Source organism: Chitinophaga sp. W3I9 (assembly GCF_050434025.1).
Taxonomy (GTDB): domain Bacteria; phylum Bacteroidota; class Bacteroidia; order Chitinophagales; family Chitinophagaceae; genus Chitinophaga.
This window is the reverse complement of sequence record NZ_JBNPWC010000001.1, coordinates 573,803-599,181: the sequence shown is the minus strand read 5'-3', so window position 1 is coordinate 599,181 and position 25,379 is coordinate 573,803. Positions and strand designations below refer to the sequence as shown.

Below are 25,379 nucleotides of genomic sequence, written 5' to 3'. Positions count from 1 at the left end.
TCCGCAGGAAGCCGGTGGTTATTACATAACCGGTATAGGTTTCTTTTTAAATATATATTGCAGCTTGATGGACAGGGCATGAAATAGCATCTTTCCGTTGGCATTGCGTTCTATATAGTAGCTGGCGTTGTTCAGCGCCTCCGTGATTTCCTGCATTTGGTCCAGGTTGGCCAGTTTAGCCAGCTTGGCGGCGAAGTCCATCTCCTCCGTAGAAAAAGCCAGCTGGCTCTTATCCAGGTATTGCAAACGGAGCGTATGTTCCAGCAGGTTAATGAAATAACGGAGGAACTGCTTTTGGTTTTCCCTGCCGGTTTTTGCACTGGAAATCCCTTCTATCCATTCCTGCAGGGTTACCCGGTTGCCGGTAAACAGGTGGTTCAGCCAGCTGCGGAGCAACTCGTGGTAGTCGTCGTCTGAATGCTGCAACAGGTACAAGGCTTCCCGGTAATTGCCTGCTGTAATGGTGGCCATTTGCTGGGCCTTTGCAGGGGGAACATTACTTTTCTGCACCAACGCAGTCACCAGGTCTTCTTTTGCCAGCGGGTTTATTTTGATAAGATGTGTTCTTGATAAGATGGTGGCCAGTATCTGTTCCTGGTTTTCAGCGATCAGGATAAACAGTGTATTCTGAGGGGGTTCTTCGATCAGTTTCAACAGGCGGTTTCCTTCATTGCCCAGGTATTCGGGCATCCACATCACCAGTATTTTATAACCGCTCTCAAAACTTTTCAGGTTCAGTTTATGGATAATGTCCTGGCACTCGGTGGCAGTGATGTTACCCTGTTTGTTTTCGGCGCCTATGAACTGCAGCCAGTCGTACGCATTGCCATAGGCATGCGTTGTTACAAACTCCCGCCATTCGGTAATATAGTCTGTGCTTACTGGTTTATCGCCGGTTTTGCGCGGAATAACCGGGTAGGAGTAATGGATATCCGGGTGTACAAATTGTGAAGCCTTGGTGCAGGCGGAGCATTGTCCGCAGGCATCGTGCGCTTGTTTGTTTTCACAAACCAGGTATTGGGTAAAGGCCAGTCCGAGCGGAAGACCACCTGCACCTTCCGGGGCAAGCAGTATCATGGCATGACTTAGCCGGTTATGCTGTACGGATTGAACGAGCTGTTGCTTTACATCCCCTTGTCCTATAATATCAGAAAAAAGCATGGGCGCAAGATAATGAAAAGGGGGCTAATCAGTTATTGAAGAGATACATAACAGGCATTTTCAAAGGTGCCGGTGCCGCTGATGTTCTTCTCATTATCTGTAAAATAAAAGCTGCCGGATATGGTTTGTGTCCGGAGATTCATTTTACGGATGGTTACACTGGAAGAGTCGGTGGTGAGATAGGTGAATTCCCCATTGTTGTTTTTAACGGCTACGGCCACCAGTCCGCCGGTTTGCACTCCCTGCCGGGTGTAGGTATAAGTTTTCAGGTGCAGGCTGTCATTCTTCAACCCCGCTTCGTCGTACATACCATCCGTGAGATTAAATACCACCCTGCAGGAATCCGATACAGTTTCCACACTGAGGAATTTGAGTCCGCCGGTATCCGTCCGTTCACGGAACAGGAGGCTGCGGCTGAAGGTCATATTGTTGCTGCTGGTTCCTATGTTGGTAACCATTTGCATTTCGGGGCACGAGAGTGAAGGGGGATCTACATCGTGCTGGCACGCGGAAAGTATCAGTAAAAAGCACAGCAATGCCATTAGCGGCAAGGCGTTATTGGTAGGAACAAAGTAGTGTTTCATGAATACGGTTGCGCGTTGTATATTAATAACAGGATACTTACGTAAACGGATACACGTTTACGCAAGTATCTGCAAAATTTTTTGTTTACGCAAAAGTTGGTAACAGTTATAAAAACTATTTTTCAATGGCCGCAATCACTTCCGCTGACTCAGGTTGAGTTTTGGGAGAAAATACTGCTACCAGGTTACCTTTTTCATCCAGCAGGTATTTCTGGAAGTTCCAGGTAACTTCTGCCGGCTCCATGTGTTTGGCTTTACTTTCATCCAGCAGCCATTTGTACAGCGGATGAATGTCTGTTCCCTTTACAGAAATTTTGGCTGCCATGGGAAAGGTTACTGCATACTGTTTTGTGCAGAATTGTTGTATTTCCTTATTGCTGCCGGGTTCCTGTGAACCAAAGTTATTTGCAGGGAAACCAACGATAACGAGTTTGTCGTGGTATTTCTTGTAGAGTTTTTCCAGGCCTTCATATTGCGGCGTGTTACCACACAGGGAGGCGGTATTCACGATCAATACTTTCTTTCCTTTGTATTTGGAGAAATCGATTTTTCCTCCGTCAACAGCATCTACTTTGAAATCATAAAGATGGGATGAGGCAAAAAGCATAACAACTGATAGTATAGCTAATCTGAACATATAGATTTTTTTTAAAGACAGATTAAAATCCAGCGCGGGGCTGTATTTGTAAAGTTAGCATTCCCGGAATAAAAAAAGAGAAGAATTTAGCCGTCTCATTTCCAGGCATAGGCAAGGCAGCAGATGCTTACCCGGGCGCCCGCCTGTTGAAGGGCCCTGGAGCAGGCTTCGGTGGTGGCGCCGGTGGTAATAACATCATCGACCAGTAGTACGTGCGATCCGGCTGAAAGGTTGCCATTGGCACTGAAGGCGGTGGCCACGTTCTCCCAGCGATCCGTTCGTCCCTTTTTTGTTTGGGTGGCGGTGAACTGTTCCCTGCGGAGAGTGGCCGGATGTACCGGCAGCTGTATTACCTGCGCAATGCCATTGGCCAGCAGGGTGGCCTGGTTATAGCCACGTTTTTTTTCCTTGCGGGGATTGAGTGGAACCGGCGCCACAAAATCGACGGTGCTGATCCAGGCGCTTTCCTGCAGCTGGTAACCGGTTTGTTTACCAAGCCAGGTAGCAATATCCGGACGTTGTCCGTATTTAAACCGGTGGATCAGGTGTTGCAAACCGGACGACTGGTTATAATAATAAGTGGCAGTGGCCTGTTGTACAGGTACCCTTCCGTTGAAGATCTGCGCTACGGGATTATTGGCGTAACGCTGGAAATGGGTGAGGGGTAGGGCCTGCACGCAGCGCAGGCATAACAGTTCATCTGTTTGATGCAGATCAGTGCCGCACAGCTCACAGCAATGCGGATAGAACAGATGAACCAGTGGGGAAAACAAACTGGTGAGCATCGAATGGTTTTTAAAGATATGTGGTAATCAGAATAACCGCTGGTATACTTCTTCTACTCTCCCTACAGCAATTACTTCGATATGGAATTTACTGAAATCAATTCCTTTTTTGTTGTAACGGGAGATAAATATTTTCTCGAAGCCAAGTTTTTCTGCTTCTGCAATGCGTTGTTCAATGCGGTTTACGGCTCTTATTTCACCGCTGAGGCCTACTTCTCCCGAAAAACAGATTTTGGGTGAAATGGCATTGTCTTCATAAGATGAAAGCAAGGCGCATAACACGGCGAGGTCAATGGCGGGGTCCTCCACGCGGATGCCGCCGGCGATATTGAGGAACACATCTTTTACCCCGAAGTGAAATCCGCCGCGTTTTTCGAGTACGGCCAGCAGCAGTTGCAGCCTGCGCAGGTCGAACCCTGTGGCGGTACGTTGCGGGGTACCGTAAACGGATTGTGTAACGAGTGCCTGTACTTCTACCAGGAGCGGGCGCATTCCTTCCATGGTGGCAGAAAATGGCTACACCGCTCAGGAGATCTTCCCTTTGTGAAATGAGGATTTCTGAAGGGTTGGTAACTTGCCGGAGCCCGGTGCCGGTCATTTCATAAATACCCAGTTCGGCGGTAGAACCGAACCTGTTTTTGATGGTACGGAGAATGCGATAGGCGTAATGTTGGTCGCCTTCGAACTGTAAAACCGTATCCACCATGTGTTCCAGCACTTTCGGCCCTGCAATGGAGCCATCTTTGGTAATGTGTCCGATGAGAAAAACCGGGGTATTACTTTCTTTGGCGAAGCGTTGTAATTCGGCAGTAGTTTCCCTGATTTGTGATACGCTTCCCGGCGCAGATTCTATAAATGGTGAATGCAGTGTTTGAATAGAATCGACAATGACCAGTTGTGGTTGTAATTTTTTAATTTCCTGGAAGATTGTCTGCGTAGAAGTTTCTGTAAGCAGATAGAATTGTTCATTGGAATTCTGGATGCGGTCGGCCCGCATTTTTATCTGTTGTTCACTTTCTTCGCCGCTGATATAAAGTGTTTTGATATGCTTCAGCTGTAATGCGTTCTGAAGGAAGAGTGTTGACTTCCCGATGCCGGGCTCTCCGCCAACCAATACCAGCGAACCCGCTACTATGCCGCCTCCCAGCACACGGTTCAATTCATTATCTGGTGTTAATATTCTTTCTTCATCTTTCGCAACGACTTCCGAGAGGTTAATTATTTTGTGTGTCCGGGGAGAGGAGGTATCATTGTTTTTCCATTCAGCTTGTTTAAGTGGAATGTCTTTTTGCACTCTTTCTTCCACAAACGTATTCCATTCTCCGCAACTCGGACATTTTCCATTCCATTTCGCTGATTCATATCCACAATTCTGACAGAAAAAAGCGGTTTTAATTTTACTCATAATTTTCATAAAAAAGATGCGTTACAAAGTAACGTTTTTACGTTTATTGAACCGAAATGATAAGAAGAGAAGTGTTAAAAAAGGAGAGGAAGAGGTATAAAAAGAGAAAAGAGCCAAACGGAAGATTCCGCTGACTCTTTCTACTTACTAACCCATTAAATTCAGGTCTAAATTACAAAATGGCTTCAGAATAAAAAAGTTTATTTAATTGATGTGAATAACTTTTGGGGTATTTGCCTGATCTAAGAAAGTGGCTGCCATCGCTTGTTTCAGGGGTTGTTTTTATCTAATATTACTTTCATTGGGGGCTCGTAAAATGTTGATAAATAGGGTTGATGTTGATGATTTTTGTATATAAATAAAATTTAATAAAACACATTTTTGTAAATGACAAACAGGCGCTTTTTCGCACAGAAAAATTATTTTAACGCCATAATGGCAGTGTTAAATTTATAATTTACAGACAAAAAGCAGGGTTGGCAGTCAAGTGCTAAATAAACCTTAAAAGGGATGATCTGGTGAGATATTTGTGCCATAAGACCGCCTAACATTTATCATTATGACACCTGGAATCATGTTTTTATCGTTGATTTTTGTGGGGATCAGCCTGCTGGTAAGCTTCGTACTCAAAAGTAAGTTCCGGGCTTACAGCGAAATACCCACCTCTTCCGGTTTAACCGGTAAGCAAATTGCAGAGAAGATGCTGAAAGACAATCAGATATACGGCGTTCAGGTACGTGAAACAGACGGATTTCTGTCGGATCACTACAACCCGGCCGATAAAACGGTGAATCTGAGCCCCGATGTGTACAATGGCGCCAATGTAGCCGCTGCGGCAGTGGCCGCCCACGAGTGCGGACATGCGGTGCAGCATGCGGCAGCCTATCCCTGGCTGGGCCTCCGGTCCACGCTGGTACCGATTGTTCAGTTCAGCTCCAATATCGTTTCATGGGTATTGCTGGCCGGTATCCTCCTCATAAATACCTTCCCGCAGCTGTTATTGGGGGGTATTATCCTTTTTGCCCTCACCACGCTATTTTCGGTGGTAACGCTGCCTGTGGAGTTCGACGCGTCCCGCAGGGCGCTGGCCTGGCTGGATAATACCACTATTATGCGCAAGGAGGAACACGATAAGGCAAAAAACGCCCTCTGGTGGGCTGCCATGACCTACGTGGTAGCGGCACTTGCTTCCATTGCCACGCTGGTATATTATATTTTGATATACACCGGGGCAAGAAGCAGGGACTAATTAAATAATATTGTTATATTGATAAAAGGCGGCCTTTGGTCGCCTTTTATCGTTTAATAACCTGTAAATAAGCGATTTAACATTTTGTTAAGAAAAACAGAAAATATTTTTTAGTTTTACCATACGGATGACGATTAACCAGTTTCCCGTGTTTTTGCTTATATGAGAGTTGAGCCCGATGTAGCATTTCAACCAAATCATTCAATCAAATAGTTCAGCCTGCTGACATTAAACCAAATCTAAACTAAGAACCATGATACGATCCTTCTCGTTTATGGGCATCCTATTGCTATTTTGCATGCTTTCGTTTGCCCAGTCCAAACCAGTTACCGGTAAAGTTACCGACCAGAAAGACGGCAGCGCCCTGCCCGGCGTTACTGTCAAAATTAAAAACGGCACTATAGGAACCGTCACTGCCTCCGACGGAACATATAAACTGAACGTTCCCGCAAAAGGAACCACATTGGTCTTCTCCTTTGTTGGCTATGGTGATAAAGAAGTGGTTGTAGGCGATCAGCAGGTGGTAAATGCCGAGCTGGGAACCGGTAACAAAGAGCTTTCTGAAGTAGTGGTAGTAGGTTATGGTACGCAAAGCAAGCGGGAGGTAACCGGCGCAGTAAGTAAAATTGCGGCGAAGGAAATCGAGAATCAGCCGGTAGTGAGCTTTGAATCGGCCATCCAGGGTAAATCGCCCGGCGTGGTCATTGAATCCGGTAGTGGTAAAGTAGGCCAGGCAATGAAAGTACGCGTGCGCGGTACTTCTTCCGTTTCTGCCAACAGCCAGCCGCTGTATGTGGTGGATGGAATGCCCGTATTGTCTGTAAGCAGCTCTGACGTAAATAATGACCCCACCAATCCCCTGGCCGACATAAACCCCAACGATATTGAGTCCGTTGAAGTACTGAAAGATGCTGCCGCATCCGCCATCTATGGTGCACGCGGTTCTAACGGTGTTATCCTGATCACTACCAAAAAAGGTAAAACAGGTGAGAAAACAAGGCTGGAGCTGAATGCAGCCAGCAGCTGGGGTAAACCAACCCGTAAAAGAGGATTCTTAAACGCACAGCAATATGTAGACCTGCTCGAAGAAGCAGCTACCAATGATGGCAGAACCGCTTTTGCTACACAAGACCCCGATAATCCCGAATATGCTACAGTAGAAGAGGCAATTGCTGCGTTTAAAGACGGACTTGAAAACCCCGACTATGGCTTATTCCCTTATCTGACTGTTGGAAAGGACTGGCACAACCCGGGTGCAGGTACTAACTGGGAAGACTTGTCGTACCGGGATGTTGCCCACACTAACCAGATTGACCTTTCTGCCACAGGAGGAACCGAAAAAACAAAGTTCTTCGTTTCCGGATTTTATAACAACCAGGAAGCTATTGTGATAAACAACAAGTTCCAGCGTTATGGCGGCCGCCTTAACCTTGAACATAGCGCTACAGACAAGCTTTCATTTGGTATGAACCTGAATGTAAGCCGTACACAGCTGGACAGGGTAGCGAATGATAACATATTCTCCACACCAGGTCAGCTGGTAGCACAATCGCCATTGTCGCCACTCTATTATGAGGATGGTACTATTAACAACGACAATGTGCTTTATTCAAACGGTTTGTATGATGCGCAGTATAACAGGGATAAACAGGTTACTTTCAGAACCCTCGGCAATGTGTTCCTGAACTACAGGATCCTGCCTTCATTAAGCTTCCGTTCAGAGCTTGGAACAGATATCACCAACCTCACGGAAGATCAGTTTATCAGCAGGCTGGCATCAGATGCCATTGGAAAGGGTTTTGCACAATCCTACTTTACGCAGAATGTGGGCCTTAATACCAACAACTATTTTACATTCACACCAAATCTCGGCACAAAGCATTCGCTGAGTACCACCATTGGTATGAGTTATCTGCAGAATGATTTATCCCGCACCCAGGTACAAGGTGAATACCTTCCTTCTGATCTTGTGAAAACAGTATCTGCAGCAGGATCTATCGTTTTTGGTTCTTCTGAAGTACAACGTTATACCTTTCTTTCCTACTTCCTGAGAGCCAACTATGCTTTCAATAACAAGTATATTGCTTCCTTCAGCATACGCTCAGACGGATCTTCCCGTTTCGGACCTAATAACCGTTATGGTGTATTCCCTGCAGGATCCCTGGGCTGGATTATCTCTGAAGAAGATTTTCTTAAAGAAAATAAAACCCTTAATTACCTGAAACTCCGCGCGAGCTATGGTAATACCGGTAACGCTGAAATCGGCGAAAACAGGTACCTCACTTTGCTGGAAACAACGGCTTATCCTTTCCTGCCTGGTTACAGACCAAGCCAGATGGGTAACTCTAATCTGAAATGGGAAAAAACAGCGCAGTTTGATGTTGGCCTTGAGTTCGGATTATTTGACAACAGGTTAAGTGGTGAAGTGGATTATTATAACAAGCAAACTTCCGACCTGCTGTTGAGAGCCAATCTGCCATATTCCACGGGTTATGAGTTCCAGTACCTGAACGTTGGAAAGATGGAAAATAAAGGAGTTGAAATTCTCCTGAACAGTGTGAATATAGACACCCGTAACTTTAAATGGACCACCACCCTGAACCTTGCCTATAATAAGAACAGGGTTAAAAACCTGAACGGACAGATCATAGAAAGTCCGGCTAAAGAACAACGCGCGGTGGAAGGCCAACCTATCGGTGTATTCTTTATGCCCAAATTTGTGGGTGTGGATCCGGCTACCGGAGACGCTTTATACCAGGATTCTACCGGTAAGGGCACCACCGATTATTCGAATGCGCCACGTGTAGTAGTTGGAAAATCCAATCCTGATTGGACGGGTGGTCTTACCAATACCTTTACCGGTTACGGCTTTGACCTCAGTGCGTTCTTCTCTTTTGTGCAGGGTAATGACATCTTTAACCGTGCAGGTCAATACCAGGACAATAGTTTTGCCGGTTACGACAACCAACGCAGCACTATTCTGAAAAGATGGCAAAAGCCAGGCGACATCACCGATGTGCCACGGTTAACACAAGCGTTTGCTGATGGAAGTTCTGCCGCGGGCTTATCCAGCCGCTGGATTTCTGATGGTTCTTATGTGCGTCTGAAAGCATTAACACTGGGCTATACACTGCCAAAGAGTGTGGTGAACACGCTTAAAATATCCAGCCTGCGTGTATATGTAGCCGGATACAATCTCTGGACAATCACCAATTTCGATGGCGATCCGGAAGTGAACTCCGGTGCTTCATATAGCACAGCCGGTGAACCTGATAATATTGGTGGTGGTATTGATTATTACACACCGGCACAGGCCAGGCAGATCACAGTGGGACTGAATGTTAAATTTTAAGCTTTAAAAGAGAAAAGATGAAAATCTATAACAAATATATCAGCGCAATAATGTTGGTGGTAGCAGTGGCTACGTTCTCAGCATGTAATAAAAAACTGGACGTGACGCCTGGTAAGGACATTGTTCCTGACCAGATTAAAACGGCAGATGATGTGCGGGGCGTTTTAATGGGCGCATATACCAACCTGCAAAATTCAAGTTCCCTGGGGGAAAGATTGATATTGATTCCTGATCTGCTGGCTGGTAATGGAGAGTTGAGTTTTCGCGGAACCTTTTTTAACTACGGGCAATATGATTCCAAAACCCAGGACGCTACCAGTGATATCGCAGAAGAGATCTGGAGACGTAGTTACTTTACTATTAATAATATTAATCTTGCCATAAACAAGATCAACCTGGTGCCGGAAGACGAGCGTCCGGCAATACTGGCCGAGGCCAAATTTATCAGGGGGATGATTTACTTCTACCTGGTTAATTTATATGGCAAGCCATATTCTGCCGGTAATATTACTACTAACCTGGCGGTGCCGCTGGTAACAGATGCCATCACTGATATTGCTGATCTTCCCAAAGGCTATCAGGGCAGGGCTACTGTAGATGCTGTATACAAACAGGTGGTAGCGGATTTGCAGGATGCCGCCACTAATTTGCCGGAAGACAATGGCAGCGAAGGCCGTGCAAACAAATATGCTGCATATGCTTTCCTGTCGAGGGTATACCTGGCTGAAGCAAAATATACCGAGGCAGTAGCGATGGCTGATTCTATAATTCAGAGCGGTGCCTATACACTGAATAATGCTTATGATAAGGCGTTCAACAGTGTTATTAATACTTCTGAAGATATTTTTGCTATTCAGCAAACTGCTCAGAGCAATGCGGGTACTTCCAATAACGGTCTGCAAACTTTCTATGCGGGCAGGGGATTTTCAGGCAGGGGTGATATTACCGTTGACCTGACCGTTGTGCCTGGTTTTGAGAGTGGTGATGCACGCAGAACCTTTACGTATCTTGACCGCGGTATCAATGTAGGCAGCGGTACTTATACTACCAAATGGCAGCGCCAGTACAAAGTGATCCCGGTGGTACGCTATGCGGAGATCCTGCTCACCCGTGCGGAGGCTAATCTTCGTGCGGGAACAGCTGTTGGTGCGCCTCCTTTGGAGGATGTCAATGAAATAAGAGCGAGGTCCAATGCTTCGCAGCTGGCGGCCGTTACTGCAGACCAGGTGGCGGATGAGCGTGTACGCGAGTTGTTGTTTGAGGGGGATAAGTTATGGACATTTAAAAGATTAAAGAGGAATATCGGCAACAAGAGCTACGATGATAATAAGTTGGTGTTGCCTGTTCCCCAGCGGGAAATAGATGCCAGTCAGGGTAAATTGACCGGACAGCAGAACCCCGGGTATTAAAAAGTATTATATAATATAATATAAAACAGTAAGGGCGCTCAGGCGCCCTTTTTTTATTCATTTATATGAGAAAAAAAGCAGTTATTAACCGTGCCGGTACTTGCTGTTAATAACTTTTATACAAATTTTTTATTGAAAATCAATCTATTGCAAAGGTGCCCCGTAAAAAAGTCCCTAAAATGTATGGTTATTAAGAATGGGCAATGTACCTTTGCACTCCCCATAATCGGGGAATTGTTTACAAGACGTAATTTTTATCGTATACAACAATGAATACATTAAGTTTCAGAACTAAATCGGCTAACGACGCTTACGTAAAGCGTGACTGGCATATAGTAGATGCAACAAACCTGACACTGGGAAGAGTTGCTGCTAAGATGGCTGCTATCCTGAGAGGTAAAAACAAGCCATACTATACGCCTCATACTGATTGTGGTGATTATATCATCGTAATCAATGCAGAGAAGATTGCCCTGACCGGCAATAAAATGCAGGAAAAAGAATACATGCACTACACTGGTTTCCCAGGTGGTCAGAGAATCGAATTAGCAAAGGACCTGATCCGTCGCCGTCCTGAAGTGTTGATCGAAAAGGCTGTTAAAGGTATGTTGCCTAAAAACCGTCTGGGCCGTGCGATGTACAAAAAATTATTTGTATATGCTGGTGCTGAACATCCTCATGCTGCGCAGAAACCACAACCATTAACTTTCTAATTTTTCTCTGATACATGGAAAAGCAAAAAAATACAATAGGTCGTCGTAAGGAAGCTGTTGCCCGTGTTTATATCAACAAGGGTACCGGTAACATTACAGTTAACGACAAAGATTATAAAAACTACTTTTCTTTGATCTACCTGCAGAACCAGGTGGAACTGCCTTTCAAAACTATCGAGGCGCTCGATAAATTTGATGTGAAAGTGAATGCACAGGGTGGTGGTATCAAAGGTCAGGCAGAAGCTATTAAGCTGGGTATTGCCCGTGCTTTATGCGAAGTGAACATTGAGTTCCGTCCTGCATTGAAAGCTGCAGGTTTGCTGAAACGCGATCCACGTGGAGTTGAACGTAAGAAACCAGGTAAAGCGAAAGCAAGAAGAAGCTTCCAGTTCTCTAAACGCTAATATTTTTGAGCTATTGGCCGTTAGCTCCGGGCTAATTCGCCGGATGCTAAAAGCTAAACATTATTTGATCCTTTTAATTGAGCAATATAAACATGGAAAATAATACCTCATTGCAGCAGCAGTTACTGGAGGCAGGTGTTCACTTCGGTCACCTGAAGAAAAAGTGGAATCCCAAGATGCTGCCTTATATTTTCGCAGAAAAGAAAGGTATTCATATCATTGATCTGAACAAAACCGTAGAAGGATTACAGGAAGCAGCAGCTGCCCTGAAATCTATCGCTAAGAGCGGTAAGAAGATCATGTTCGTTGCTACTAAAAAGCAGGCGAAAGAAATCGTGGCAGATGCTGCGCGTAACATCAACATGCCTTTCGTAACTGAAAGATGGTTAGGTGGTATGCTCACTAACTTCTCTACGATCCGTAAGAGTGTAAAGAAAATGCAGAGCATTGAAAAAATGCTGCAGGACGGTACATTCGATAACATTACCAAGAAAGAACGTCTTACTTTAAGCCGCGATAAAGAGAAAATGGAGAAAGTGCTGGGTGGTATTGCCCAACTGGCACGTGTACCGGCAGCGCTGTTTATGGTTGATATCAGCCACGAACACATTGCACTGGCAGAAGCTAAGCGTCTGGGTATTTCTACTTTCGGTATGGTGGATACCAACTCCGATCCTACTAAAGTAGATTTCGCTATCCCTGCGAATGACGATGCTACTAAATCTATCGCTATCATCACCAGCTACATCTGTGCAGCTATCGCTGAAGGTCTTTCTGAAAGAGCTACAGAGAAATCTGAAGAAGTAGAGGAAGAAGAAGAAGCAGACGATAAAGCACGCAAATTTGAAGTTGAAGGTGGTGAAGACCGTGAAAGAGGTCGCAAACCAGGAGCACCAGGTGGTGGTCGTGGTCCAGGCGGTCCCGGTGGCGCTAACCGTGGTGGCGGCGGCCGTGGTCCTGGTGGCCAGGGTGGCGGCGCTAACCGTGGCGGTGGCGGTCCTAACCGTGGTGGCGGTGCAGCAGGCGGACAACGTCGTCCATCTGGTGCCGGCAGCAGCGGTCCTAGAAAACCAGGCGGCGGAAGATAATATTTTAAGCTTTTAGCTATTAGCCTTTAGCAGTTAGTTCAACCATGATGGTCTCTAACAGCTAAAGGCTAATAGCTGAAAGCAGATTAAGTACTTGCAATAATTTTTACAACAATTAAACTAATTATAGCTCATGGCAACAATTACAGCAGCTGATGTAAATAAACTGCGTCAGCAAACTGGTGCTGGTATGATGGATTGCAGAAAGGCACTGGTAGAAAGTGATGGCGATTTTGAAAAAGCAGTAGACTATCTGCGTAAGAAAGGTCAGAAAGTGGCCGCTTTACGTTCCGATCGTGAAACCAAAGAAGGCGTTATCATCGCTAAAACATCAGCAGATGGTAAATCCGGTGTTATCGTGGGTCTGGGTTGTGAAACTGATTTCGTTGCCAAAAACGAAGACTTCGTAAAATTTGCACAGTCAATCGTTGACCTGGCACTGTCTAACGGTATCAAAACCGTTGAAGACCTGAATGCCGCTCAACTGGATGGCGCGAGCGTTGCTGATAAAGTAAACGACCAGGTTGCAAAAATCGGTGAAAAAATCACCCTCAATAAATTTGAATTCGTTGAAGCTGGTGGCGTAACCTCTTACATTCACGGTAACTACCGTATGGGTGTACTGGTTGCTTTCTCTAAGCCTGTTTCTGAAGAAGTAGGTAAAGATATCGCTATGCAGATCGCAGCAATGAGTCCTATCGCAGTAGATGCTGACAGCGTTCCTGCTGAACTGATCGCCCGCGAAAAAGAAATCGCTGTTGAACAGGTGAAAGCAGAAGGCAAACCTGCTGAAATGGCGGAAAAGATCGCTGCCGGTAAAGTAAATAAATTCTTCAAAGAAAGCACCCTGCTGCAACAGGCTTTTGTTAAGGACAATAACAAGTCAGTAGCGGATTACCTGAAATCAGTAGATGCTGACCTGAAAGTAACTGGCTTTAAGCGAATTGCTTTAGGTTAAGAAAAACATATCAAAAAAAAGGAGAGAATTCGTTTCTCTCCTTTTTTTTGCGCATAACTAATCATACACATAAAAGGACAGTAAACAGGTATCAGAAAAGGCATTTTTTTCTTCCTTTCCTCCTTTCTGCATTTAAGTTGTATATTAGAATACCGTAATCAGTATTAGGAAAATCACAATCTTACAATATTTTATAGCGTCATGTTGCCAAAGTATAAGCGTATTTTACTCAAATTGAGCGGTGAGGCCCTCATGGGGGATGCAAATTATGGTATTGATCCGAAGGTGATATCTCAGTATGCCTACGATATTAAGGCAGTTACCGATCTGGGAGTTCAGGTAGCCATCGTTATAGGCGGAGGTAATATCTACCGCGGAATGAACGAAGCCGATACCGGTATTGAAAGAGCCCAGGGAGATTACATGGGAATGCTCGCTACCGTTATTAATGGTATGGCGCTCCAAAGCGGCCTGGAAAGAGTGGGACTTTATACCCGTCTCCAATCTGCCATCAAAATGGAACAGATCGCAGAACCCTATATCCGCCGCCGCGCTATCCGCCACGTGGAAAAAGGCCGTGTAGTAATTTTCGGAGGAGGTACCGGTAACCCGTACTTTACCACTGATACCGCCGCTTCCTTACGCGCTATAGAAATTCAGGCCGATGTAATCCTCAAAGGAACCCGTGTAGATGGAATCTATACCGCGGATCCTGAAAAAGATAAAACAGCCACCCGCTACGAAACCATTACTTTCTCAGAAGTATACCAGAAATCCCTCAACGTGATGGATATGACAGCCTTTACCCTTTGCCAGGAAAATAAGCTGCCTATTATCGTGTTTGATATGAACCGTCAGGGTAACCTCCTGAACGTGATCATGGGTAAAAATGTGGGTACTTTAGTAAAGGGATAAGTAAACGCATAAAAAAGCAGCGAAGAGCATTTGTTCTTCGCTGCTTTTTTATGTCGTCAAACGGCTGCTATTTTAATATACTCTTCATCTCCGCAAGCGGGATGTATAAAGTTACCTGGCCCAGTGCATATGGCCCGATCTCGTAGGGCACATAACTAAACGCTACTCCCTTGCCGGTAACAATCATATTATTATTCGGAGGGATGTTTTTTACCAGCAGGTGCTGATCCAGTGCATCTTCTTCACTCATATTGAACCGTTTCCTGAAAGCTTTATCCAGCAAGCCGCTCAGCGTTTCTTTATAGCCTGATTTAAAAATATCGTCGGGAGTAAGCACTTTACGTTTCGACAGGTCCAGTGTGTAATAGGTGGCGCCCCAGTTGCCATGGGCCCCGCCGGTAAAGTTGTAAGCATACTTTTCTATCACCAGTAGAGGCCAGGTGTTATACACTACTTTCATGTCGTTATCAGTGGTCCAGTTCCACGACGCGGCAGTGGTGTTATCATTAAACGTTGTGCTGTCGGCATCTTTGGCCGAATATCGGTAGATCAGGATAAAGGAGTCGATTCCTTTTCTCAGGAATTTCTGCGGGTCGGCAGCCCGGCTGTTCCCAGTTACCTGACCGATAATAAACCGGGCGGTGGTGCTATCCACCAGGGAGTCGGGCCATATGATACTGTTGGACACGGTGCCTGCCGGTGACTGGGCCATGGACGGCGCCAGCTTTGCAGAATCAATCTGGTAGAATACTTTCAGGGGTACGGCGTTTTTCAGATCGGTGTGCAGCTCAAAATGATAAGAAGTGCCGTTGCCATGCCATACACCTTTGAATTTTCCGTCGTCAGAAAGATAGCCGCTGAAGAGGCGGTCTTCCGAACTGTTATTGGTTTCTTCATAGATGTTTGCCAGGGTTGAATCCAGGGTGCCCCACAAAGGAATGGGTTGACCGGTGCTATCATCGCAATAGTAACCGCGGAACAGGTGGGGCGCGGTTTTCAGCAATTGCATGGTAATTTCTTTATCGCCCAGTTTTCCTTTGAGCTGTGTATAGAACAGGGGAGTAGAAGCCAGTGGTACAACCAGGTTGGCGGTGTTAGCCGGTGCCTTGCTGTTGTTGTTATTCTGTGTGTTACAGGAGAGGAGTACAACAGCTATCAGCAGTACCAGTAGAGAAACTCTTTTCATAGTATGATTTATATCAGGTACCTCAAAATTACTATTATCCTTCCATACCTTTGAGTACCCGTTTGAATCATAAAAATAACAGACCATGTTGAACCAGAAAATAGCTGATTTACGAAAAGATTATAAACTGGCTTCCCTGGATGAAAGCGAGGTGGCGCCTTACCCCTTGTCCCAGTTCGGGAAATGGTGGCAGGATGCGATCACCAGTGAAATTGATGAAGCCAATGCCATGACACTGGCCACCAGTACGGCGGATGGCCGCCCGTCTGCCAGGATTGTATTATTAAAAAGCTTTGATGAGGATGGCTTTTTGTTTTTTACCAATTACGAAAGCCGTAAGGGACAGGAGCTGGCAGAGAATCCACATGTTAGTTTGTTGTTTTTCTGGCGGGAGTTGGAACGGCAGGTTCGTATAGAGGGTACCGTTAGTAAGGCGCCGGTATCGGTGAGTAATGAATATTACAACAGCCGGCCGGAAGGCAGCCGGATTGGCGCTATCGCTTCGCCGCAAAGCAAGGTCATTCCGGACCGTACTTTCCTGGAGGAACAGGTAGACCAGGTAGCGGCAAAATACCAGCAGGAGGCCCCCCAGAGGCCTGATTACTGGGGAGGTTATGTGGTGAAGCCACAGGTGATGGAATTCTGGCAGGGGAGAAGCAGCCGGTTGCACGACAGGATCCTGTATACATTACTGCCGGAAGGCGGCTGGAAAATTGAGCGGCTGGCTCCATGATATTCCAGGTGTTAAAATAAAAATGCCGCTAAGATTATGTGAATAATCTTAGCGGCATTTTACTAAAGCGTAAAATTAAGCTTTTGGTGCAGCAGCTTTTGCGGCAGTATTTTTCCTGGTCTTTGCAGATCTAACCTTACCGAAAGATTTACTGAAGATCTTACCTTTTTTGGTTTTAATATCTCCTCTACCCATAACGAATAATTTGAAGTTTGTTGTTGTTAAATATGATGTTATCAGGCTGCAAAATACTGCAATTCGATGAAATAGCGTAGTACTGGCCGTTTGATATAAAAAAAAAGCAAGAAACATAACTGTTCCTTGCTTGAATAAGTTGTGTTAACTGATTAGAGCTTGTCGGATAAAGCTTTACCAGCCTTGAACTTAGCAACTTTCTTAGCCTTGATCTTGATGATCTGACCGGTTTGTGGGTTTCTACCGTTACGTGCTGCACGTTTAGAAACGGAGAAAGTACCGAAACCAACCAAAGTTACTTTACCACCTTTTTTCAGGGTATCAGCAACAGCTTTGGTGAAAGAGTCCAGAGCTTCGTTAGCCTGGGTTTTGGTAATAGCTGCATCTTTAGCAAGCTTGTCGATTAATTCGGCTTTGTTCATAGTTAGTAAGATTTAACTAGTGAAAAAATGTTTGATGTGAGCAAATATAGCGCGTTTTATCAGATTACCAAATTTTTTACAGCTTTTTTATAGAAAATTTTATCGGCTGAAAAACGCTACTGGTAACGGTTACAGCTGATTGGTCTTTTATCTGCTAAAGGACTCCCCTTTAGCAGAATCGCATAGAACCCTGTACCGTGGCATGTTTGCATGCTTTTTTACTATTAACGCAGGATCGAACCAACTATTGTACCAGACTCCTGACACCCCGAAAATAGTGGATTTCCTGTGGATAAGTTTAGTAAAGATCCCTTACTTACAGCACCTCCATTACGGTGTTAAAGGCAATAAAACGATCGCCGAAAAGGTCATATCCTCTTTGCCGCAGGGCCTGTTGGTGCTGGTCTGCAAAGGATTGATAGTCGTCCAGGCTGTCTGCAAAATATTGCACAACATAGGTAGGACCCTCTTCATCATCCTGTTCCAGCAGGCGGCTGATGCGGTAATCACGGAATAATCCGGTGGCCAGCATTGCCGGAATATGTTCTTCCCGCAACCATTGCATCCACTGTAAATATGTATCTGTGGCTACTTTGGTGGTTACATTATATATAATCATACGCCTCTTTATTTATACGGCCAGCTCCACAAATACCGGACAATGATCCGAGTGCTTTACCTGTTGGTAAATAGTGGCATGTTTGAGCTGTTCTTTCAGTGGAGCGGAAACGTTGATATAATCAATACGCCAGCCTTTGTTATTGTTCCTTGCATTAGCCCGGAAGCTCCACCAGCTGTACTGATGGGGATCCGTATTAAAATGACGGAAGCTGTCTACAAAGCCGCTTTCAAAGAAGCGGTCCATCCACGCCCGTTCTTCCGGCAAAAAGCCGGTGGAGTTCTTGTTACTCACGGGATCATGGATATCTATTGGCTTGTGGCAGATATTGTAATCGCCGCATACAACCAGGTTCGGGCGGGTTTTCTTTAACTCTTCAAGGTATTGAAAAAACTCTTCCAGCCATTGGTACTTATAGGTCTGACGCAGCTCGCCGCTGGTACCGGATGGGAAGTAAGTATTGATCAGGGTAATATTGCCGAAATCAAGCCTTATAAAGCGGCCTTCCAGATCGCTTTGTCCGTGGCCACTGCCATACTGCACAAAGTCGGGTTTAATACGGGTGAGCACTGCTACTCCGCTGTATCCTTTCTTTTGCGCGGGATACCAGTAATGCGCATAGCCAAGGTTGTCGAATTGCTGAAAGTCGATATTTTCCTGGTGGGCCTTTATCTCCTGCAGGCAGATAATATCAGCGGGATCTGTTTGTAACCATTCTGTGAAGCCTTTAGTCATGGCTGACCTCAGGCCATTCACATTGTAAGATATGATTCTCATGTTGGCTGTAATGCTTTTAGATATCGTATTCGAGGTTTGGACGGAGCCATTGTTCAGCTTCTTCCACTGTCCAGTTTTTGCGGGCAGCGTAGTCTATCACCTGGTCTTTTTCAATTTTTCCGAGGCCGAAATATTTGCCTTCCGGGTTGGCAAAATACCAACCGCTTACACTGGAGGCGGGGTACATCGCCAGTGATTCGGTAAGGGTAATACCGGTGTTCTCGGTAGCGTTCAGCAGATCAAACAACTTCCATTTTTCGGTATGGTCGGGGCAGGCGGGATATCCCGGCGCCGGACGGATACCTGCATAGGCTTCCTTGATGAGGTCTTCGTTGCTCAGGTGTTCTTCGGTAGCATATCCCCAGAACTCTTTACGTACACGTTCGTGCATCAGTTCTGCGAAGGCTTCTGCGAGCCTGTCGGCCAGTGCTTTCAGCATGATGCTGTTATAGTCGTCGTGTTCCGCTTTGAATTTATCCAGCCACTTTTCAATGCCAACACCGGTAGTTACCGCAAAGCCGCCGATATAGTCGGTTTTGCCGGATTCCGCGGGAGCAATGAAATCTGCAAGGGAAAGGTTCGGCTGACCCGGTGCTTTCTTTACCTGCTGACGGAGGAATTCCAGTTGTGCCGGTTTGATCTCCGGTTGTTCTGGTGTTACCAACACAGAGTCAGCAGCCACCCTGCTGGCAGGGAAGAGGCCAATAACAGCGTTGGCACCCAGCCATTTTTCTTCTATCACCTTGTTTAATAATTCCTTTGCATCATTAAACAGGCGGGTGGCTTCCACGCCTACTACATCATCAGTAAGGATCTGCGGGAATTTACCATGCAGTTCCCAGGCAATGAAGAAAGGCTGCCAGTCGATATACTTTGCAATTTCCCCGAGATCGTAATTCTCAAACTTCATTACGCCGGTCATTTTAGGTTTTACCGGGGTAAAGGTATCCCAGTTAATGACGGTTTTATTGGCTTGCGCAGCAGCGATCGGGAGGAATTGTTTAGTTTGTTTTTTATTCTTGAAAGCCTCGTTGAGCTTTTGATATTCTGTTTGTATACCCGCGAGGAAGCCGGGTTTCAGTGCTTTATTGAGCAAGCTGCCGGTCACGGTTACGCTGCGGGACGCGTCCAGTACGTGTACTACGCCATGCGCATATTCCTGGGCTATTTTAACGGCCGTATGTGTGCGGCTGGTGGTGGCGCCCCCGATGATCAGCGGGATATTGAAATCCTGCCGTTTCAGTTCGCGGGCCACGTGTACCATTTCATCAAGGCTGGGCGTGATGAGGCCACTCAGGCCAATGATATCCACTTTTTCCTGGCGGGCGGTCTGGAGGATTTTTTCAGCCGGTACCATTACACCGAGGTCAATGATTTCATAGCCGTTGCAGGCCAGTACCACGCCTACAATGTTTTTACCGATATCGTGTACGTCGCCTTTTACGGTGGCCAGCAGGATTTTTCCGGCTGCTTTTATTTCTCCGCCGTGTTCGGCCTGTATGCGTAATTTCTCTTCTTCAATATATGGCGTGAGGATGGCTACGGATTTTTTCATCACGCGGGCGCTTTTTACCACCTGTGGGAGAAACATTTTACCACTGCCAAACAAGTCGCCTACGATGTTCATACCAGCCATCAGCGGACCTTCAATTACGTCCAGCGGACGCGGGTATTTCTGGCGGGCTTCTTCTGTATCTCCATCTATATAGTCGGTGATACCATTTACGAGGGCGTGGCTTAAGCGGTCTTCCACAGAGCCCAGGCGCCAGGTTTCATCTTTCTCTACTACTTTTCCTTTGGCTTTAACGGTTTCTGCAAATTGTATGAGCCGTTCTGTAGCGTCATCCCTTCTGTTTAGTATGGCATCCTCACAAAGTTCGCGGAGGGTTGGTTCTATGTCGTCATAAATCTGCAGCATCCCGGCATTCACAATACCCATATCCATTCCTGCTTTGATGGCATGGAACAGGAATACGGAGTGCATGGCCTCTCTCACGGTTTCGTTACCGCGGAAAGAGAAGGATACGTTACTTACACCGCCGCTTATTTTTGCCAGGGGCATCAGCTGTTTGATGCGGCGGGTAGCGTTAATGAATTCTACCGCGTAGTTATTATGTTCTTCGATACCGGTAGCGATGGCGAAGATGTTGGGATCGAAGATGATATCCTGGGGATCGTATCCTACTATTTCCGTGAGTATTTTATAGGCACGGTGACTGAAGCTGACCCTTTTATCTTCGGTGTCGGCCTGGCCGTGTTCATCGAAGGCCATTACAACCACGGCGGCGCCATAGCTTTTGCAGATATGCGCCTGCTCAATGAATTTGGCTTCTCCTTCCTTTAAGCTGATGGAGTTTACAATACATTTACCCTGTACGCATTTCAGCCCGGCTTCAATTACGGAAAACTTACTGGAGTCGATCATTACCGGGATACGGGAAATATCCGGTTCGCCTGCCAGGAGGTTAAGGAAGGTAGACATGGCCGTTTCCCCGTCGAGCAGGGCGTCGTCCATGTTTACGTCGAGGATCTGCGCACCGCTTTCCACCTGTTGGCGGGCAACAGACAGGGCTTCTTCGAACAGTCCGACCTTCCCTTACGAGGCGGGCAAATTTCTTGGAGCCGGTTACGTTGGTACGTTCCCCTACGTTAATGAAGTTGGTTTCAGGTCTTACCACCAAAGGTTCCAGTCCGCTCAGGCGCATAAAGGGTTTGATGATCCTGCGTTCTTCGCTGACAATAGGTTCGTTGACGATATCTGTATTATTTATAGTTGTTTCGCTCATTTCTGCTGTAAGTAATGTTTAAATAGAAAACCTGCCACGGTTGATCAGGCGAGTGTTTCGGCCAATACGGGTTTGAGGCGTGGTTTGATATGTTTCACATGTTCTGCAATGTGGCGTATATGATCGGGTGTAGTACCGCAGCAGCCACCTACTATGTTAACAAAGCCGGAGGCGGCAAAGTCTTCAATGATGCAGGCAGTATCTTCCGGTTCCTCATCATATTCCCCGAATGCATTCGGCAGGCCGGCGTTGGGGTAGCAGCTCACATAGCAGCTGGCTATGTTGGAAAGCTCCTCTACATAAGGGCGCATCTGCTGACCGCCTAAGGCACAGTTTAAACCGATGGAGAACGGGTTGGCATGCATCACGGAAATATAGAATGCTTCGAGGGTTTGCCCGCTGAGGGTTCTGCCGGAGGCATCTGTGATGGTACCCGAAATCATTACCGGGATCTCAGGTTTCCCTGTTTCGCGGTAGTATTTCTTGATGGCATAAATCGCTGCTTTGCAGTTCAGCGTATCAAAAATGGTTTCTATCAGGAGGATATCCACACCGCCTTCAGACAGGCCTCTTACCTGTTCTTCGTAAGCGGCGGCCACTTCATCGAAGTATACGGAGCGGAACCCGGGATTATTTACATCCGGCGACAGCGACAGCGTTTTGTTCATAGGGCCGATGGCGCCAGCTACAAAGCGGGGCTTATCAGGGTTTTTAGCGGTATACTCAGCAGTAGCTCTTTTGGCTATCTGTGCAGCGGCTACATTCAGCTCATAGGCCAGCGATTGCATGTCATAGTCGGCCATGGCAATAGAGGTGCTGCTGAAAGTATTGGTTTCAATAATATCAGCGCCTGCTTCCAGGTACTCCTTGTGAATGGCTTCAATAATTTGAGGCTGTGTAAGATTAAGGAGGTCGTTATTGCCTTTAAGATCACTGGGATAGTCAGCAAAGCGGGTGCCCCTGTAGTCGGATTCCTGGAGTTGATATCGCTGGATCATGGTGCCCATTGCACCATCGATGATAAGTATGCGCTCATTGGCGCAGTCTTGTAAAGATTTCATATTTATCAAGGCGTTTATTAGTTACAGTTAAGAAATGAACAGGGTCGAACAATAAACAAATCCACCCTGAACGAGTTCACAAATATAACCTTTTCCCAGCTATTTTATTGTTTTGTGATTTGCACGGATTCCCGGACCTGACCGGCTTTGATCCATCCTTTTTAAGTCTATATATCTTTATAGATATGTATAGATTTTGTTTATACTTATAAATTTAATTTGGAAGTAGTCTACAAAGTCTACTATATTTGTAGGGTAATAGAAAGATACAATGCAACAAAGTGATAGAAATATAGTGATTTACCCGGTTATGGCCACCCACCAGCCCTCCGCCCGCACTCATTGTAGTTGCCGTTGCCGCAATTAACAGATTCATCATTAGTTCTTCTCAAATATTTATTACAACAAAACTAACGTCAGTCATGACTATATCAGAACATATTCATACCCTTCATCAGCACCTGGCTAGCCTGGGATTGCAACCGGTACCACAGTCCGGCAACGGAAACCAGTCTGAAGTGTTTAAGGTATGCTTCTTGAATAAATATGAAATGCAGCGGTGGAAAGAGCTGCAACAACAACAGGAATCAGAAACCAATCATACAATATTTACAGACCATCCTTCAAAGGATGCTGTCTGACAACTTTTCATAACGTGGAATTACAGGTTAAACGAAGACGGGTGCTATTGAGCACCCGTATTTTTTATATAACCCCGAGAAGTTGTTTATTTGTTCTGTACATAGCTTTCCAGCGGTAACCGGTTACTGATAGACCTGGCCAGCGTCATTTCATCTGCATACTCCAGCTCACCCCCAAATGCAATACCACGGGCAATAGTGGTAATTTTTACCGGGAATTCTTTTAATTTTTTAGAGAGATAGTAAATGGTAGTATCCCCTTCAATAGTAGGGCTCACCGCCATGATCACTTCTTCTACACCCTGGTACTGAACTCTTTCCACCAGTGAATGAATATTCAACTGGTCCGGGCCAATACCGTCAATAGGAGAAATGATACCACCCAGTACATGATATAAACCATTGAACTGCTGTGTGTTTTCAATTGCCATCACATCACGGATGCTCTCCACTACGCATACTACCTGCTTTTGCCTGGAATGACTGCTGCAGATGCTGCATACTTCCGCATCAGATACGTTATGGCAAACCTTGCAAAACTGTATCTGTTGCCGCATCCGTGCTATCACATCGCCAAACTGTTCCACCTGGGCCGTTTCCTGCTTCAGCAGGTGCAGCACCAGCCGCAGGGCGGTTTTTTTACCGATGCCCGGCAGTTTGGCAAATTCATTTACCGCGTTTTCTATCAGCGCAGAGGAAAATATCATAGTGCAAAGTTAGGAATATTGGAGCGGAGGGAGCAGCACTGTTCCTTCCGCTGCGATTATTTAGATGCTGATCTTCTTGGGTACCGTCCAGTACGCCTTCAGATTTACTTTTTCAACATTGATGACCCGTTCCGGCTGCTTCTTAGGCTTGGTATAATAATTACCCCGGTCCCATTTGCCATTGCCATTGGTATCGAGCAACAGGCGGATTTCGTATTCACCGGGTGTAATAAACCGCTGGCTCCATTTACCGTTTACAATGGTGCCGGAATATTTAATGGTTTTATCCTGCACCAGTTGCACCACATAATTCATAGCGGTATCGTTGATGGCTTTTTTGGTACTATCGCTGATATTGAGTTCTGTAACCGTGAAAATGGCATAATCGGCCACCTTTTTGGTCCTGAAATTAAGCGTATCCGGCCTGGCCAGTTGCTGCCCCGCAGTATCTGTAGGCGCATCTTTAGGAATAATGAACCGGTACGGCGTACCTTCTTTCCAGGTATAACCGATGGTTAATTTGGTGCGTGTGGAATCCATTGTGCTGGTAAAGGTAACCGGGGTATAGGCGCTGTCTTCCGCAAGAATGGTTCTTGCACTGTCCAGGTTCCTCAATGGCAGCGAAAACGTGATCCTCAACGGCGCCGGCAATTCCTGCATCCCTCCGTCGAGCGTAGGGGTGGCCGTTAATTTAGGCAGCTTCTTCTTTTTCTTTTCTTCTTCTTCCTGTTCAAGCATCGACGAATCCACGGGCTCCGGTGGTGGCTTGATGGTACTATCAGCTTCCATAAACAACAGCAGGTTTACATCGGCCAGGTTGCTTTCAGTTAATACAACCGGCGCTTCCACGAAGGCAATCATTTCTGTAGGCTGATTATACTGCAGGTCGCGGTCTTCTTCTTTCAGTGCAAAAATTTTATAAGAACCGGGTGCAATGTTTTTAAAACGGAAGGAGCCATCCCCTTTGGTTTTGGCGTAATATACCGGCTTTTCCTTCGTCACAACGGAGTCGGTCAGATCGCGGTACAGCATAACAGCCACGTTACTGTCTACCCGGCCGTTTTCCGCATCTATCAGGTGACCGGACACCTGGAGGCTATCGAGATAATCGCCTGTAGACACCACATACTGGAAATCAGCGGCAATATTGCGTTCGTTGATATCCCGGATGGCATCTGCAAAATTGAACGTGTAGGTAGTATTGGGCTTCAGCGTATCCTTGATTTCCAGGGTTACTGTGTGCAGTTTGGCTGTTACAATCGGCGTGCGTTTCAGTGTTGGCGACACAATCAGCTTATCGTTCACATTATCCAGTTCCACATATTCATCAAAGATAAACGTCACTTTTTTGCTTTTAAAGTGAAGTGTAGAGTCGCCGGGAGTTGCCTGCAGCAATACAGGAGGCAAGCTGTCCCTCGGTCCGCCGCTGGGAGGCACAATGTTGGCACATCGCGTAAATGAAATGGAAACGAGTATGAACATCAGCCAGAAAATCCAGCCCCTGATATATTGATTCATGTACCTGATCGGATTAATCAGGCACAAACTTACGAACTCATTTCAAAGAATCACGAATTTGGCAGCTGCTTATG

General features: G+C 46.0%; 26 protein-coding genes. 10 read left to right on the top strand and 16 right to left on the bottom strand.

The genetic code is table 11. From position 1 onward, the window contains the following. Positions 1-21: 21 nt before the first annotated feature. The 6 genes from QFZ51_RS02675 to radA all read right to left on the bottom strand — a co-directional run bounded on the left by QFZ51_RS02675 (position 22) and on the right by radA (position 4,572). Positions 22-1,161: an ATP-binding protein gene (locus QFZ51_RS02675; RefSeq protein WP_429042880.1), complete on the bottom strand. Its 1,140-nt coding sequence runs from the start codon at positions 1,159-1,161 to the stop codon at positions 22-24. A gap of 32 nt (positions 1,162-1,193) precedes the next feature. Then, the gene (locus QFZ51_RS02670; RefSeq protein ID WP_429042877.1) at positions 1,194-1,745 is read right to left on the bottom strand and encodes a hypothetical protein; all 552 of its coding nucleotides are present in this window, start codon (positions 1,743-1,745) and stop codon (positions 1,194-1,196) included. A gap of 115 nt (positions 1,746-1,860) precedes the next feature. Then, positions 1,861-2,382, bottom strand: coding sequence for a glutathione peroxidase (locus tag QFZ51_RS02665; protein ID WP_370908746.1), 522 nt, complete (start codon positions 2,380-2,382; stop codon positions 1,861-1,863). Positions 2,383-2,477: 95 nt separating this feature from the next. Beyond that, positions 2,478-3,167: a ComF family protein gene (locus QFZ51_RS02660; RefSeq protein WP_429042875.1), complete on the bottom strand. Its 690-nt coding sequence runs from the start codon at positions 3,165-3,167 to the stop codon at positions 2,478-2,480. Positions 3,168-3,194: 27 nt separating this feature from the next. After that, positions 3,195-3,506, bottom strand: coding sequence for a magnesium chelatase domain-containing protein (locus QFZ51_RS02655; protein ID WP_429042873.1), 312 nt, complete (start codon positions 3,504-3,506; stop codon positions 3,195-3,197). Further along, positions 3,457-4,572: a DNA repair protein RadA gene (radA, locus tag QFZ51_RS02650; RefSeq protein ID WP_429042870.1), complete on the bottom strand. Its 1,116-nt coding sequence runs from the start codon at positions 4,570-4,572 to the stop codon at positions 3,457-3,459. The genes QFZ51_RS02655 and radA overlap by 50 nt, the downstream gene beginning before the upstream one ends. Before the next feature lie 559 nt (positions 4,573-5,131). Here radA and QFZ51_RS02645 point away from each other — a divergent pair. The 8 genes from QFZ51_RS02645 to pyrH all read left to right on the top strand — a co-directional run bounded on the left by QFZ51_RS02645 (position 5,132) and on the right by pyrH (position 14,660). Next, positions 5,132-5,821 (top strand): zinc metallopeptidase, encoded by a 690-nt coding sequence (locus QFZ51_RS02645; protein WP_429042868.1) that lies wholly within the window; start codon positions 5,132-5,134, stop codon positions 5,819-5,821. A gap of 253 nt (positions 5,822-6,074) precedes the next feature. Continuing rightward, positions 6,075-9,173 carry a SusC/RagA family TonB-linked outer membrane protein gene (locus QFZ51_RS02640; protein ID WP_429042865.1) on the top strand — a complete coding sequence of 1,033 codons (3,099 nt, stop codon included), beginning with the start codon at positions 6,075-6,077 and terminating at the stop codon, positions 9,171-9,173. A 17-nt stretch (positions 9,174-9,190) separates the two neighbouring features. Then, complete coding sequence (locus QFZ51_RS02635) at positions 9,191-10,582, top strand: RagB/SusD family nutrient uptake outer membrane protein (protein WP_370908741.1); 1,392 nt, start codon at positions 9,191-9,193, stop codon at positions 10,580-10,582. A gap of 269 nt (positions 10,583-10,851) precedes the next feature. After that, positions 10,852-11,295, top strand: a complete 444-nt coding sequence (gene rplM / locus QFZ51_RS02630; RefSeq protein ID WP_079471351.1) for a 50S ribosomal protein L13 — start codon at positions 10,852-10,854, stop codon at positions 11,293-11,295. 14 nt (positions 11,296-11,309) lie between these two features. Beyond that, complete coding sequence (rpsI, locus tag QFZ51_RS02625) at positions 11,310-11,699, top strand: 30S ribosomal protein S9 (protein WP_079471350.1); 390 nt, start codon at positions 11,310-11,312, stop codon at positions 11,697-11,699. Between the two features lie 92 nt (positions 11,700-11,791). Then, positions 11,792-12,787: a 30S ribosomal protein S2 gene (gene rpsB / locus QFZ51_RS02620; protein ID WP_370908740.1), complete on the top strand. Its 996-nt coding sequence runs from the start codon at positions 11,792-11,794 to the stop codon at positions 12,785-12,787. A 133-nt stretch (positions 12,788-12,920) separates the two neighbouring features. Beyond that, positions 12,921-13,745 (top strand): translation elongation factor Ts, encoded by an 825-nt coding sequence (gene tsf, locus QFZ51_RS02615; RefSeq protein ID WP_370908739.1) that lies wholly within the window; start codon positions 12,921-12,923, stop codon positions 13,743-13,745. A gap of 201 nt (positions 13,746-13,946) precedes the next feature. Then, on the top strand, positions 13,947-14,660 hold the full coding sequence (gene pyrH, locus QFZ51_RS02610; RefSeq protein WP_079471347.1) for a UMP kinase: 714 nt from the start codon (positions 13,947-13,949) through the stop codon (positions 14,658-14,660). Positions 14,661-14,727: 67 nt separating this feature from the next. Here pyrH and QFZ51_RS02605 read toward each other — a convergent pair whose 3' ends face one another. Continuing rightward, positions 14,728-15,846, bottom strand: coding sequence for a DUF3298 domain-containing protein (locus QFZ51_RS02605; RefSeq protein ID WP_429042859.1), 1,119 nt, complete (start codon positions 15,844-15,846; stop codon positions 14,728-14,730). Between the two features lie 85 nt (positions 15,847-15,931). Here QFZ51_RS02605 and pdxH point away from each other — a divergent pair, with 85 nt between their 5' ends. Beyond that, positions 15,932-16,579 carry a pyridoxamine 5'-phosphate oxidase gene (gene pdxH / locus QFZ51_RS02600; RefSeq protein WP_429042858.1) on the top strand — a complete coding sequence of 216 codons (648 nt, stop codon included), beginning with the start codon at positions 15,932-15,934 and terminating at the stop codon, positions 16,577-16,579. Between the two features lie 75 nt (positions 16,580-16,654). Here pdxH and QFZ51_RS02595 read toward each other — a convergent pair whose 3' ends face one another. The 7 genes from QFZ51_RS02595 to QFZ51_RS02565 all read right to left on the bottom strand — a co-directional run bounded on the left by QFZ51_RS02595 (position 16,655) and on the right by QFZ51_RS02565 (position 22,439). After that, the gene (locus tag QFZ51_RS02595) at positions 16,655-16,774 is read right to left on the bottom strand and encodes a 30S ribosomal protein THX (RefSeq protein ID WP_079471345.1); all 120 of its coding nucleotides are present in this window, start codon (positions 16,772-16,774) and stop codon (positions 16,655-16,657) included. Positions 16,775-16,926: 152 nt separating this feature from the next. Continuing rightward, complete coding sequence (locus tag QFZ51_RS02590; protein WP_029465307.1) at positions 16,927-17,196, bottom strand: HU family DNA-binding protein; 270 nt, start codon at positions 17,194-17,196, stop codon at positions 16,927-16,929. A 316-nt stretch (positions 17,197-17,512) separates the two neighbouring features. After that, positions 17,513-17,815, bottom strand: a complete 303-nt coding sequence (locus QFZ51_RS02585) for a DUF4286 family protein (RefSeq protein ID WP_370908736.1) — start codon at positions 17,813-17,815, stop codon at positions 17,513-17,515. Between the two features lie 12 nt (positions 17,816-17,827). Further along, positions 17,828-18,592 (bottom strand): exodeoxyribonuclease III, encoded by a 765-nt coding sequence (locus QFZ51_RS02580; RefSeq protein WP_370908735.1) that lies wholly within the window; start codon positions 18,590-18,592, stop codon positions 17,828-17,830. A gap of 16 nt (positions 18,593-18,608) precedes the next feature. Further along, positions 18,609-21,140: a methionine synthase gene (metH, locus tag QFZ51_RS02575; protein ID WP_429042854.1), complete on the bottom strand. Its 2,532-nt coding sequence runs from the start codon at positions 21,138-21,140 to the stop codon at positions 18,609-18,611. Then, positions 21,058-21,378: a hypothetical protein gene (locus QFZ51_RS02570; RefSeq protein ID WP_429042852.1), complete on the bottom strand. Its 321-nt coding sequence runs from the start codon at positions 21,376-21,378 to the stop codon at positions 21,058-21,060. The genes metH and QFZ51_RS02570 overlap by 83 nt, the downstream gene beginning before the upstream one ends. A gap of 44 nt (positions 21,379-21,422) precedes the next feature. Then, positions 21,423-22,439, bottom strand: a complete 1,017-nt coding sequence (locus QFZ51_RS02565; protein WP_429042850.1) for a homocysteine S-methyltransferase family protein — start codon at positions 22,437-22,439, stop codon at positions 21,423-21,425. A 422-nt stretch (positions 22,440-22,861) separates the two neighbouring features. On the opposite strand from QFZ51_RS02565, the gene QFZ51_RS02560 reads away from it, so the two are divergent. Then, positions 22,862-23,080: a hypothetical protein gene (locus QFZ51_RS02560; protein ID WP_370908733.1), complete on the top strand. Its 219-nt coding sequence runs from the start codon at positions 22,862-22,864 to the stop codon at positions 23,078-23,080. 86 nt (positions 23,081-23,166) lie between these two features. On the opposite strand, the gene recR is transcribed toward QFZ51_RS02560, so the two are convergent. Then, the gene (gene recR, locus QFZ51_RS02555) at positions 23,167-23,787 is read right to left on the bottom strand and encodes a recombination mediator RecR (RefSeq protein ID WP_079471339.1); all 621 of its coding nucleotides are present in this window, start codon (positions 23,785-23,787) and stop codon (positions 23,167-23,169) included. 60 nt (positions 23,788-23,847) lie between these two features. Next, a complete protein-coding gene (locus tag QFZ51_RS02550) occupies positions 23,848-25,305 on the bottom strand; it encodes an Ig-like domain-containing protein (RefSeq protein ID WP_429042847.1) in 1,458 nt (485 codons plus the stop codon). Between the last annotated feature and the right edge of the window lie 74 nt (positions 25,306-25,379).

Excerpts from the sequence above, each read along its gene's own strand:
- tsf (WP_370908739.1), top strand. The coding sequence starts at position 12,921 with ATGGCAACAATTACAGCAGCTGATGTAAATAAACTGCGTCAGCAAACT.
- QFZ51_RS02565 (WP_429042850.1), bottom strand. The coding sequence starts at position 22,439 with ATGAAATCTTTACAAGACTGCGCCAATGAGCGCATACTTATCATCGAT.
- QFZ51_RS02580 (WP_370908735.1), bottom strand. The coding sequence starts at position 18,592 with ATGAGAATCATATCTTACAATGTGAATGGCCTGAGGTCAGCCATGACT.
- rpsI (WP_079471350.1), top strand. The coding sequence starts at position 11,310 with ATGGAAAAGCAAAAAAATACAATAGGTCGTCGTAAGGAAGCTGTTGCC.
- QFZ51_RS02595 (WP_079471345.1), bottom strand. The coding sequence starts at position 16,774 with ATGGGTAGAGGAGATATTAAAACCAAAAAAGGTAAGATCTTCAGTAAA.
- QFZ51_RS02670 (WP_429042877.1), bottom strand. The coding sequence starts at position 1,745 with ATGAAACACTACTTTGTTCCTACCAATAACGCCTTGCCGCTAATGGCA.
- QFZ51_RS02640 (WP_429042865.1), top strand. The coding sequence starts at position 6,075 with ATGATACGATCCTTCTCGTTTATGGGCATCCTATTGCTATTTTGCATG.
- QFZ51_RS02665 (WP_370908746.1), bottom strand. The coding sequence starts at position 2,382 with ATGTTCAGATTAGCTATACTATCAGTTGTTATGCTTTTTGCCTCATCC.
- QFZ51_RS02605 (WP_429042859.1), bottom strand. The coding sequence starts at position 15,846 with ATGAAAAGAGTTTCTCTACTGGTACTGCTGATAGCTGTTGTACTCCTC.
- QFZ51_RS02560 (WP_370908733.1), top strand. The coding sequence starts at position 22,862 with ATGACTATATCAGAACATATTCATACCCTTCATCAGCACCTGGCTAGC.
- QFZ51_RS02645 (WP_429042868.1), top strand. The coding sequence starts at position 5,132 with ATGACACCTGGAATCATGTTTTTATCGTTGATTTTTGTGGGGATCAGC.
- QFZ51_RS02570 (WP_429042852.1), bottom strand. The coding sequence starts at position 21,378 with ATGAGCGAAACAACTATAAATAATACAGATATCGTCAACGAACCTATT.
- QFZ51_RS02635 (WP_370908741.1), top strand. The coding sequence starts at position 9,191 with ATGAAAATCTATAACAAATATATCAGCGCAATAATGTTGGTGGTAGCA.
- QFZ51_RS02660 (WP_429042875.1), bottom strand. The coding sequence starts at position 3,167 with ATGCTCACCAGTTTGTTTTCCCCACTGGTTCATCTGTTCTATCCGCAT.
- radA (WP_429042870.1), bottom strand. The coding sequence starts at position 4,572 with ATGAGTAAAATTAAAACCGCTTTTTTCTGTCAGAATTGTGGATATGAA.
- recR (WP_079471339.1), bottom strand. The coding sequence starts at position 23,787 with ATGATATTTTCCTCTGCGCTGATAGAAAACGCGGTAAATGAATTTGCC.
- QFZ51_RS02590 (WP_029465307.1), bottom strand. The coding sequence starts at position 17,196 with ATGAACAAAGCCGAATTAATCGACAAGCTTGCTAAAGATGCAGCTATT.
- QFZ51_RS02550 (WP_429042847.1), bottom strand. The coding sequence starts at position 25,305 with ATGAATCAATATATCAGGGGCTGGATTTTCTGGCTGATGTTCATACTC.
- QFZ51_RS02675 (WP_429042880.1), bottom strand. The coding sequence starts at position 1,161 with ATGCTTTTTTCTGATATTATAGGACAAGGGGATGTAAAGCAACAGCTC.
- QFZ51_RS02585 (WP_370908736.1), bottom strand. The coding sequence starts at position 17,815 with ATGATTATATATAATGTAACCACCAAAGTAGCCACAGATACATATTTA.
- rpsB (WP_370908740.1), top strand. The coding sequence starts at position 11,792 with ATGGAAAATAATACCTCATTGCAGCAGCAGTTACTGGAGGCAGGTGTT.
- pdxH (WP_429042858.1), top strand. The coding sequence starts at position 15,932 with ATGTTGAACCAGAAAATAGCTGATTTACGAAAAGATTATAAACTGGCT.
- rplM (WP_079471351.1), top strand. The coding sequence starts at position 10,852 with ATGAATACATTAAGTTTCAGAACTAAATCGGCTAACGACGCTTACGTA.
- pyrH (WP_079471347.1), top strand. The coding sequence starts at position 13,947 with ATGTTGCCAAAGTATAAGCGTATTTTACTCAAATTGAGCGGTGAGGCC.